This is a genomic window from Marinobacter sp. ST-43 (assembly GCF_030541085.1).
Taxonomy (GTDB): Bacteria; Pseudomonadota; Gammaproteobacteria; order Pseudomonadales; family Oleiphilaceae; genus Marinobacter; species Marinobacter nauticus.
On record NZ_JASSVO010000020.1, the window covers coordinates 44845 to 54874 of the forward strand.

The following is a 10030-nucleotide window of genomic DNA, read 5'->3' on the forward strand; positions in this document are numbered from 1 at the left end:
GTTTGCTATCGCTGCCAGCTGAACTGCCGTTTTTCCAGGGCCTGGGCATTGGGTCCCCAGGATTGTTCTGTCACCCTGACTTCGCCCTGTGCGTCCAGTGTGACGATGGTAGTGGCCCGTGTGCCGTAGTCACTGCCGACAATGAACGGTGACGATAGAAATCGTTCGGTCTCAATGCCTACGCCAGTATCGGGAAGCATGGCGTCGGGCGCCGGGCTGGTGTCCTGAAGCAAAGGCAGGAGTTGGTTGTGCAAGTCCTCGGTACGGTGGCTCGCAGCTTCAACCACGGTGGCAAAGGCCTTTCTCAGGCGCAGCAGTTTCGGCCAGGGTGTCTGTAAAAGATGATTGCTAAGACCAAAGCTGCCTCGGAAGAGTTGGCGCCCCGGGTGCGCGTCGCGGTTGCTGTAATACCAGCCGCCGCGTTCTGTCAGAGACACCAGGTTAAATCCGGCGTACCGATCGGGTTCGCTGTTCAGAGCAGCGCCCAATACGCTGGCGGGTTCAGCCAGGGCACGAACGGGCAGCTCGCCGCGGCTGGAGCGACCGGTTTCCGGGCTACCCTCCCGCACATTGGTGACAGCGGCAACCTGACCGTTCGCGCTGATGGCCAGCCAGGTGCCGCCAGAAGCCAGGTCTCTCCCGGCCAGCAGATGCTGACCGCTGTCGGCCTGCCACCAGTCCATGGCGGCCGTGGGACGGCGGAAGAATTCATCCCGGTTGGCAGCAACCACCAGGGGAAAGCGGGGGTTCTGGCCGATGGCAAAAGCAATTAGGCACATGGGTGAACGGAATTCCTTGGATGCGTGGGCTGAAGTTGCTGGCATTCCTGCGTATCATACCAGCCTGATCTGAGCCGGGGTGGTCTGTAACCATGAGCATGATAGGCATCATCGTACTGTATCTTTTATTGGGCGCACTGGCGGGCACCATGGCCGGTCTGTTTGGCATTGGTGGCGGTCTGGTGATTGTGCCGGTACTGATCTTCAGTTTCGGGCTGCAGGGGATCAGCCCGGAGATTGCAGCCCATCTTGCTGTGGGGACGTCTCTGGCTACCATTGTCTTTACCTCCATCAGTTCCATACGTACCCACCACCAGCATGGCGCAGTACGCTGGGATCTGTTTCGCCCCATGACTTTTGGTATTGTGGTTGGTGCTGTGCTTGGTGCCTGGACAGCTGCGATGCTGAGTGGCCCGGTGCTGGAAACCATTATCGGGGTGTTCGTCATTCTGGTGGCACTGAAGATGATTCTTGAGGTCAATCCGAAGCCGGGGCGGGATGTTCCGGGCACCACAGGGCTCGGGGCAGCCGGCGGTATCATTGGCTGGGCATCGGCCATCTTCGGTATTGGTGGTGGCACTCTGACCGTACCCTATTTGAGCTGGTGCAACGTCAAAATGCAGCAGGCGGTGGCGACTTCGGCTGCTTGCGGCTTCCCGATTGCAATTGCGGGCGCCCTGGCCAATGTCTGGACCGGCTGGCAGGATCCCGATCTGCCCGAGCTGAGTCTTGGTTTTATCTACCTGCCGGCGTTGGTGGGTGTGGTTGCCACCAGTGTGTTCTTTGCACGAATCGGCGCCGGGCTGGCCCATCGTCTGGATGGGCGTCTGCTCAAGCGCATCTTTGCCATTATGCTGGTTCTGGTTGGTTTACGGTTTCTTCTGAGCTGAGAGAGCATTCATGCTGCAACATCCACAGTTTGACCCGGTGGCGATCGCCCTTGGGCCGTTGAAAATTCACTGGTATGGCCTGACCTATCTGGTCGGGTTTGCCGCCGGCTGGTGGCTGGGCCGTCTTCGGTCCCGCAAGCCCTGGTCGCCACTGCAGGAAGAGCAGGTGGGTGATCTGCTGTTCTATATGGCCCTGGGTGTGATCCTCGGTGGCCGCTTTGGCTATGTAGTGTTTTACAACTTCGATGCCTTTATAGCGGACCCGCTCTGGTTGCTCCGGGTCTGGGAAGGCGGTATGTCTTTCCATGGCGGGTTGCTGGGGGTAATGCTGGCCATGTGGTGGTATGGCCGAAAAACCGGAGCCGGGTTCTGGAAAATTGCCGATTTTGTCGCGCCCTTGGTCCCGGTTGGGCTGGGTGCCGGGCGAATCGGAAATTTCATAAACGGCGAACTCTGGGGAAAACCGACAGACGTAGCCTGGGGCATGGTCTTTCCGCAGGCGCCAGACAGCCTTGCCAGGCACCCGTCGCAGTTATATCAGTTCGCGCTGGAAGGCGTACTCCTGTTCGTGATTCTCTGGTGGTTCTCCTCAAGGCCCCGCCCGAAAATGGCAGTGTCCGGCCTGTTTCTGGTGTGCTATGGCATCTTCCGTTTCCTGGTGGAGTTCGTTCGCCAGCCAGATCCACAGTTGGGTTACCTGGCCTTTGACTGGCTGACGATGGGGCAGGTGCTCTCTGCACCGATGATTGCCGCCGGCGCCGCCCTGATGTTCCTTGCTTATCGGAGAAACGTCCAATGAAAGCCTATCTCGATCTGATGCAGGATGTTGTCGATAACGGATTCGACAAAGGTGATCGCACCGGCGTGGGCACCCGCTCGGTGTTCGGCCGCCAGATGCGTTTCAATCTGCAGGACGGTTTCCCGCTGGTGACGACCAAGAAGGTCCACCTGTGCAGCATCATTTATGAGCTGCTGTGGTTCCTCAAGGGCTCCACCGACAACACCTGGCTGGCGGAACGCAAAGTCAGCATCTGGAATGAGTGGGCGCTGGAAAACGGCGATCTGGGGCCGATCTACGGCAAGCAGTGGCGCAGCTGGCAATGCCACGACGGCCGCGTGATTGACCAGATCAGCGAGGTGATCGAGCAGATTCGCACCAAGCCCAACTCCCGACGCCTGATTGTCTCCGCCTGGAATCCGGCTGAGCTGCCGGACGAGTCCATCAGCCCGCAGGATAACGTGCGGGAGGGGCGCATGGCCCTGGCGCCTTGCCACTGTCTGTTTCAGTTCTATGTCGCCGACGGCAAGTTGTCTTGCCAGCTCTATCAGCGCAGCGCCGATCTTTTCCTGGGTGTGCCCTTCAATATTGCGTCCTATGCCTTGTTGACCCATATGATTGCGCAGCAGTGTGATCTGGGGGTGGGCGAGTTCGTGCACACGTTTGGTGATTGCCACTTGTACCGGAATCACCTGACGGACGACATCGTATTCGAACAGCTCAGGCGTGAGCCCCGCGCGTTGCCGAAGCTGGTCATCAAGCGTAAACCGGAATCCATCTTCGACTACGAGCTGGAAGATTTCGAGTTCGAAGGTTACGACCCGTACCCCGTGATCAAAGCCCCTATAGCGATTTGACCAAGGAACCCGTTATGCGCAAGGCCCTCATCGTAGCTATGGCCCGAAACCGGGTGATCGGCCGGAATAACAAGCTGCCCTGGTATCTGCCCGGTGATCTGCGCTACTTCAAGCAGGCCACCATGGGCAAGCCCATTATCATGGGCAGAAAGACCTGGGACTCCATCGGCCGGCCCTTACCCGGGCGGATGAACGTGGTGATTTCCAGAAATCCGGAATGGCAGGCGCCAGCCGGAACCGTTGCCGCAGCGTCGCTGAACGAAGCGTTGGTGAAAGCGGAGGCCCAGGCGGAGCTTGAAGGTGGTGATGAGGTGATGATTATTGGCGGAGGCCAGATCTATGCTGAAGCGCTGCCAATGGTTGACCGGATATACATCACTCAGGTGCACGCAGAGGTGGACGGAGATGCCTTCTTTCCGGAAGTGAACTGGGACGAGTGGGAAGAGATCGGGCGCGAAGATTTTTCTGCGTCTGACAACAATCCTTACGACTACAGCTTTGTCGTATACCAGCGTAGCCGGTCAGAATGACCGGCTAGCCAATCAGGCCTCAGCGCGGCGCGCGCTTGGGGCCTTTTCCTGCAGGTTTGCCGCCCTTGCCGGCGGGCTTGCCACCTTTCGGCCCGCTCTTGCGGAAGCCGGGTTTGCCATCCTTGCTGAACTTCTTGCCAGGGCCGCCTTTGCGGAAGCCGCCTTTGCCCGGAGGCGGGCCTTTGCGATCCCGGCGAGGCGCGGCGGAAATCTCGGGCAGTGCTTCCGGCTGTTCCAGTGGCAGAGAATCCGGCTGGGAGGCTTCCAGCAGGCAGGCCATGGCGCCAGCGATGGCGGCCATGTCCATGTCGTTACGTTCGGCGATCTCGTCCAACAGGGCGATGGCCTTGGCGGCGCGAGGATCGTCGGTGAAGCCCAGCAGCTGCGCCTCAAACTGTTCTACCCGCATTTTCTGCAGGGCGGCAGGTGACGGCAGCTGGTACGGTTCCATCGGGGAGTTGGTGGCCCGCTCCAGAGTGCGCAGCCAGCTGCGCTCACGCGGAGTCACCAGCAGGATAGCCTTGCCGGTGCGACCGGCACGGCCGGTACGGCCAACCCGGTGGATGTAGGCCTCGGTGTCGTAGGGCACATCGTAGTTGATAACGTGAGTAATCCGGGGCACGTCCAGACCACGGGCGGCGACATCGGTGGCAATGATGATATCTTTTTTGCCACGCTTGAGATCTTCAACGGTCTGTTCGCGCTGACGCTGGTTCAGGTCGCCGCTCAGGGGCGCCACAGCGTGGCCGCGTGCGGACAGCTTCTCTGCCAGCATGGTGGTTTCGGCCTTGGTGCGCACGAAAATGATCGAGGCGTCAAATGGCTCAACTTCCAGAATGCGGGTCAGCGCATCCAGCTTGCGCTCGGCGTAGAGCGGCAGCACAAACTGAGCTATGCGTTCCACCGTGCGGGTTTCGCTCTCGATTCTTACTTCGGTAGCGTTTTTCAGGTAAGTCTGCGCAACCTTCTTGATCTGTGGCGGCATGGTGGCCGAGAAGAGCGCGCGCTGGCAGGTGTCCGGCGTCTTCGCCAGGATGGCTTCCACGTCATCAATGAAGCCCATGCGCAGCATTTCGTCGGCTTCGTCCAGTACCAGTGCCTTCAGGCCGTCCAGCTTCAGGGTGCCCTTGCGCAGATGGTCGAGCATGCGGCCAGGTGTGCCCACAATAACCTGGGCGCCACGCTTCAGGCCGCGAATCTGTGGTGAGAAATCCTGGCCACCGTAAATTGGCAGAACATGAAAATTGCGGAACTTGCTGGCGTAGGTGGTAAACGCTTCCGCGACCTGAATCGCCAGCTCCCGGGTAGGGGCCAGTACCAGAATCTGTGGCTCGGCCACGTTCGCATCAATCCGGCTCAGCAATGGCAGGGCAAAGGCTGCGGTCTTGCCGGTACCTGTCTGGGCAACGCCCAACAGATGGTTGCCGGCCAGCAGAGCAGGGATGGATTGCGCCTGGATGGGCGACGGGGTTTCATAGCCAACGGCGGAGACGGCTTCCAGTACTGCTGGATCCAGCCCCAGTTCGGCAAAAGACAATTCTGACATGAATGTACTCGGTATTCGGAGGGTATCGCACTGCACAGGCAATGCATGATTTTGGCGCATTATAGTCTGTTTGGGGTGGTTTTTATACGACTATTGCCAGGCAATCGATAGGTAGTTGCCGGGGCCGGCCTATTGTCAGGCTTCGGTAAGTGGTGCAGTCTTACCGGTTTGCAGGCTAATGAACAGGATCTAAAACAAATGACGTTCGATGACCTTCTCGGTGATGTCCGGAATAACGGCGAAGTGGTGATACCGTCAGACTGGGGCCAGGGACGTGCAACGTTCGGCGGCCTGGTAGCGGCCCTGGTGTTTGAGGTGATGGCATCAAAGGTGGCGGATGATCGCGCCATGCGGGCCCTTCAGGTGTCTTTTGTCGGCCCCGTAGAGGCGGATGTGCCGGCCCGTGTTGAGGCCGAAGTTCTGCGTGAAGGAAAGGCAGTATCCCAGGTCCAGGGACGGATCGTTCAGAATGGCGAGCCACGCCTTGTCTGTCTTGCCAGTTTCGGGGGCGACCGTGAGTCTGCTGTCCGGGTGGCACCGACGTCGGCACCGGAAGCGGTTGCGGCAGAGCAATGTCAGTCACTTCCGTATATCCCGAAAGTGACGCCGGAGTTTACCCGGCATATCGAAATGCGCTGGGCGTTTGGCCATATGCCATTCTCCGGTAAGGGCGGGCGCGAAATGGGGGGCTGGATGAAGTTCCGGGAAGCCCCAGAGACTATGACCGACGCCCACATTGTTGCTCTGGTTGATGCCTGGCCACCGGCGCTGTTGCCGCATCTCAAGGGGCCGGCCCCAGCCAGTTCCCTGAGCTGGGCGCTGGAGATTGTCCATCCCCGGCCTGCCATGAAGCCGGATGACTGGCTGCTGTACCGGGCAACCATCGACCAGGCTGGCGCCGGATATGGTCACACTCATGCTGGTATCTGGACCCCGGCCGGTGAACTGGTAGCCCTGAGCCGGCAGACGGTTACAGTCTTCGGTTGAGTCGGGCGAGGCTGGTTATCAGGCCGCCATCTCGGCTTTGAGCGCGTCCAGAATGACCCGGGCAAACTGTCGGGGGGAATCTTCCTGCAGGAAATGTCCGCCGTTGAGGGTGATATGGGGCTGGCCGAAGGCTCCGGGGATTCGCCGCTGCATATAACGGTCGCCACCCCGGGTAATCGGGTCGCCGCTGCTGAAGCAGGTGATAAAGGGTTTGCGCCATTTTTCCAGCACGCGCCAGGCCTCCCGGTTGGCGGCGCTGGCCGGGTCGTTGGGTGAGGTTGGCACCAGTGCCGGGAACGCCCGGGCACCGGCTTTGTAATCCGGTGTCGGGAAGGGCGCCTCGTAGGCGGCTATTTCGGCCGGGCTGAGTGACCGTTCGGTACCAAGCTGGACAATCCGGCCTATCGGAAACCAGGGGCTATGGCTGGCAAACGCCTTCCAGAGTCTGAAGACGGCCGGTACCCGGGTGTCCCCCGTTGGCAGCATGCCGTTGCCGACAATGATCCGGCTGAACCGGCGGTGATGCTCTGCCGCCAGCCTTAATCCCAGCAGTGAGCCCCAGTTCTGACACACCAGCGTGACGTTGGTCAGGTCCAGTGTTTCAAGCCAGTGGGTCAGCCAGCGCATGTGGCTGTCATAACTGTAGTCGCTGACATCGGCGGGTTTGTCTGACTTGCCAAAACCAATCAGATCGGGCGCCAGAACCCGGTGGCCCGCTTCGGCGACAAGCGGAATCATGTGCCGGTAGAGATAGGACCAGGATGGCTCCCCGTGAAGCATCACCACTGGGTCTGCGTGGGCTGGCCCTTCGTCCACATAGTGCATCCGAAGACCTGGCTCAACATCCAGATAGTGTGCTGAAAAAGGGTAATCCGGGAGGCCTGCGAAGCGGGCTTCGTCGGTTCTCAGAATACGCATGCCATCGACTGTCCTGACTGAGTGGTTGCGTGATTATCGGTACGACAATCGTCGAAGGTCAGGATAAATCAGATGGGAATTTTGTGTGTTTGAGTTGCGTAACAGAGCGTTGCCAGTTTGAATCAGGATGCGATGTCAAACAGGCGTTCGGGGTTTTCCACCTGGGCCAGAGCCTCGTCGCAGCAGTTCACCGCGCCGCAATCGTCCGCGGAGCACAGGCCGATGGTGTTGCACTCAATGGCTTGATGGGCGTCGCCCTGGTTACGGAAAATTCTGGCGCGGGAGAGAATGGAATGGCAATGCCCGCATAACAGGGTGGGCACGGCGCTCCCCTGGGCCAGGATGGCAGTGTAATGGTTATTGTCTGTCATAGTTATCCTCCTGATCAGATCACAGTAAGGGCGAAGTGTGACATTTCAAAGTCAGTCCGGGCCTTGGCCCCGCACTTCGGCTTCCGCAGTTATACGTATCAGGCGTCAGGATCGACCAACGGCCGGCGGTTGGAGCGCTTGTCCTCCCAGTCGAGTTGCTTGGGGTCGTACCAGCCAAGTCCGTCCAGAACCCGTTGGCGAGTGTATTCAGACAGCGTGGGCCAGAGCTCCTGGAAATCCTCCAGGCCGCGATCCCGCAATCGTTGCTGCTTGCCACTCAGGCGGCTGATGGTTCTGGGCAGGTGCAGAGCCTCGCCCAACTGGCCGGGCACGAGTACCTCCTGGCCCATCACCTTGCGACGATGGGTTCGGGCTGCCAGCACTTTCTGCAGTTCCAGTGCGGCCTCCAGCGCGCTCTCCACGGTAAAGTTGTCTGCTTCCAACCACATAACCTGTATTGTTGGCTGATCGATAACCAACCACTATAACGCGAACCCCGCTACATTGGCCACGCTATCGTGGTAGTCTGCTTTCCCTATCGGCCCCGATGGGCATGTTCTGGACAGGAATTGTTTAACTATGTACGCAAAACTTGAAACACGGACTTTTCTGGCGATGCTGCTCGGTGTGTCGCTTGCGTTCATTCTGTTGATGAAGCCGTTCTTTGGCCCGATCTTCTGGGCGGTGGCCATTGCTCTTATTTTCCATCCGGTGCAGCAGTTGCTGGTACGCAGACTTGGCGACCGGCCGACACTAAACGCCCTGATTACACTGTTCGTGTGTATGGTGATCGTGGTGATTCCGGTGCTGGTACTGGGCGCGGCGCTGATCGCGGAAGGTATGGGGATCTACCAGAAGATCCAGGCCGGAGAGATCCGGCCGGGGGAATACATTGATCAGGTTAACCAGTCGTTTCCTGCCATCCAGGCCTTTCTGGCCCAGTTTGACATCAACTTTGCGGATCTGAGGGACCGCGCCGTTAATGCCTTTCTTGGGGGGAGCCAGTTTCTGGCCAAGCAGGCCCTGGGCATCGGGCAGAACACCTTTCAGTTCTTTCTGGGGCTGGCTCTGATGGTTTACCTGGCCTTTTTCCTGATCCGTGATGGCCAGAAACTGATAGAATTGATGATTCGCGCCTTGCCGCTGGGCGATGAGCGCGAGCGCCTGTTGTTTGCCAAATTCGCGGAAGTCACCCGTGCCACGGTCAAGGGTAACCTGCTGATCGCCATCATTCAGGGTGCGCTCGGTGGCGTAATCTTCTGGATACTGGGCATTACCGGAGCCTTGCTGTGGGGGGTGGTCATGGCCATCGTCTCATTGCTGCCAGCCGTCGGGGCTGCGATTGTCTGGGTGCCGGCGGCCATCTATCTGGCTGCCGTGGGGGATATCGTGCCAGCCATCATTCTGACCGCCTATGGGGTGGTGGTGATTGGTCTGGCGGATAACCTGCTCCGGCCGGTGCTGGTAGGGCGGGACACCAAAATGCCGGACTATCTCGTGCTTTTGTCCACCCTGGGCGGCATTGTTATGTTCGGCATCAATGGTTTTGTCATGGGTCCGCTGGTGGCGGCGCTTTTCATGGCGTTCTGGGGCATTTTTATCCGTGAATTTGGCCAGTATCACTATGCCGATCCGTCAAATCCCGAGAATGGTCCGGCCCGCGAAGATTAAATTATGTTATGGTCTATGGAGCGCTGATACGTAGAGGAAGGCGCCACACTATAAAAACAGAACAGCAGATGTCACAGAGATATCCAGGAGTAGATCAGGTGAGAACCATGAAAACAGTCACCCGTCACATCGGCAGGACGGCGCTGGCGGTCGGAACGGTCGCCCTGCTGGGCCTGGCACCCGTTGCCCAGGCCAACGAAGTGGTCGCGCTCAAGCACGCGCTTTACGGTGCCGGTTACGACATCACCAATGTCAGCCCGAGCATGGATGACAAGACCCGGGCCGAACTGACCCGTTTCCAGAAAGACAACGGCCTTGAGGCAACCGGTATTCTGAATGAGGAAACCGAGCGGGCTCTGGGGCTGATCACCGTGCAGCAGGCGGCCGCTGATGCAGGCCAGTCTGCACCGGCGGCAACTGCGCAGGCGGCACCCGCAGAACCGGCTCCGGCTGAGACCGAGTCTTCTGCCGAAGACACCATCGAAGAAGACGAAGATGGTGGCTGGTCGCTCTGGTAAACGCCAGTCCCCGGATAAAAAAAAGCCCGCAAGGCAAACACTTTGCGGGCTTTTTTGTGGTCCATGACCCGTCCTGAATAAGGTTTACACCTTCTCACTGGAAATTGTGGAGGGTGTTATGAACACGAAGAGGCGGAGGAGTCAGCGAGATTATTCCCTGGCCTTTAAATTGGCGGTGGTAGGCC

Annotated in this window: 12 protein-coding genes; 7 read left to right on the forward strand and 5 right to left on the reverse strand. The window is 59.1% G+C overall.

Translation table 11 applies throughout. The features are described from left to right. Nucleotides 1-5 precede the first annotated feature (5 nt). Nucleotides 6-779, reverse strand: a complete 774-nt coding sequence (locus tag QPL98_RS16950) for an NRDE family protein (RefSeq protein ID WP_014420647.1) — start codon at nt 777-779, stop codon at nt 6-8. Nucleotides 780-871: 92 nt separating this feature from the next. Between QPL98_RS16950 and QPL98_RS16955 the strand changes: the two genes are divergently transcribed. Genes QPL98_RS16955 through QPL98_RS16970 form a run of 4 tightly spaced genes read left to right on the forward strand, consistent with a single transcriptional unit; the run spans nt 872 to nt 3834 of the window. Then, on the forward strand, nt 872-1669 hold the full coding sequence (locus tag QPL98_RS16955; protein WP_011785893.1) for a sulfite exporter TauE/SafE family protein: 798 nt from the start codon (nt 872-874) through the stop codon (nt 1667-1669). 10 nt (nt 1670-1679) lie between these two features. Continuing rightward, entirely contained in the window at nt 1680-2468 is a 789-nt protein-coding gene (lgt, locus tag QPL98_RS16960) for a prolipoprotein diacylglyceryl transferase (RefSeq protein WP_011785892.1), read from the forward strand. Then, nucleotides 2465-3304 (forward strand): thymidylate synthase, encoded by an 840-nt coding sequence (locus tag QPL98_RS16965; RefSeq protein ID WP_303293659.1) that lies wholly within the window; start codon nt 2465-2467, stop codon nt 3302-3304. Before lgt ends, QPL98_RS16965 begins: the two co-directional genes overlap by 4 nt. A 14-nt stretch (nt 3305-3318) precedes the next feature. Beyond that, entirely contained in the window at nt 3319-3834 is a 516-nt protein-coding gene (locus QPL98_RS16970) for a dihydrofolate reductase (RefSeq protein ID WP_014420650.1), read from the forward strand. Between the two features lie 19 nt (nt 3835-3853). On the opposite strand, the gene QPL98_RS16975 is transcribed toward QPL98_RS16970, so the two are convergent. Then, nucleotides 3854-5380, reverse strand: coding sequence for a DEAD/DEAH box helicase (locus tag QPL98_RS16975; protein WP_303293660.1), 1527 nt, complete (start codon nt 5378-5380; stop codon nt 3854-3856). A 198-nt stretch (nt 5381-5578) separates the two neighbouring features. Between QPL98_RS16975 and QPL98_RS16980 the strand changes: the two genes are divergently transcribed. Next, nucleotides 5579-6367, forward strand: coding sequence for an acyl-CoA thioesterase II (locus tag QPL98_RS16980; RefSeq protein WP_303293661.1), 789 nt, complete (start codon nt 5579-5581; stop codon nt 6365-6367). A gap of 18 nt (nt 6368-6385) precedes the next feature. Here QPL98_RS16980 and QPL98_RS16985 read toward each other — a convergent pair whose 3' ends face one another. From QPL98_RS16985 to QPL98_RS16995, 3 genes are all read right to left on the reverse strand, one after another. Beyond that, on the reverse strand, nt 6386-7285 hold the full coding sequence (locus QPL98_RS16985; protein ID WP_014420652.1) for a haloalkane dehalogenase: 900 nt from the start codon (nt 7283-7285) through the stop codon (nt 6386-6388). 122 nt (nt 7286-7407) lie between these two features. Beyond that, nucleotides 7408-7656 (reverse strand): hypothetical protein, encoded by a 249-nt coding sequence (locus tag QPL98_RS16990; protein ID WP_011785886.1) that lies wholly within the window; start codon nt 7654-7656, stop codon nt 7408-7410. A 98-nt stretch (nt 7657-7754) separates the two neighbouring features. Beyond that, entirely contained in the window at nt 7755-8105 is a 351-nt protein-coding gene (locus QPL98_RS16995; RefSeq protein ID WP_014420653.1) for a hypothetical protein, read from the reverse strand. A gap of 130 nt (nt 8106-8235) precedes the next feature. On the opposite strand from QPL98_RS16995, the gene QPL98_RS17000 reads away from it, so the two are divergent. Together QPL98_RS17000 and QPL98_RS17005 are read left to right on the forward strand one after the other, a co-directional pair. Next, nucleotides 8236-9327: an AI-2E family transporter gene (locus QPL98_RS17000; protein WP_303293662.1), complete on the forward strand. Its 1092-nt coding sequence runs from the start codon at nt 8236-8238 to the stop codon at nt 9325-9327. Between the two features lie 107 nt (nt 9328-9434). After that, nucleotides 9435-9845: a peptidoglycan-binding domain-containing protein gene (locus QPL98_RS17005; protein ID WP_022991974.1), complete on the forward strand. Its 411-nt coding sequence runs from the start codon at nt 9435-9437 to the stop codon at nt 9843-9845. Nucleotides 9846-10030: the final 185 nt, after the last annotated feature.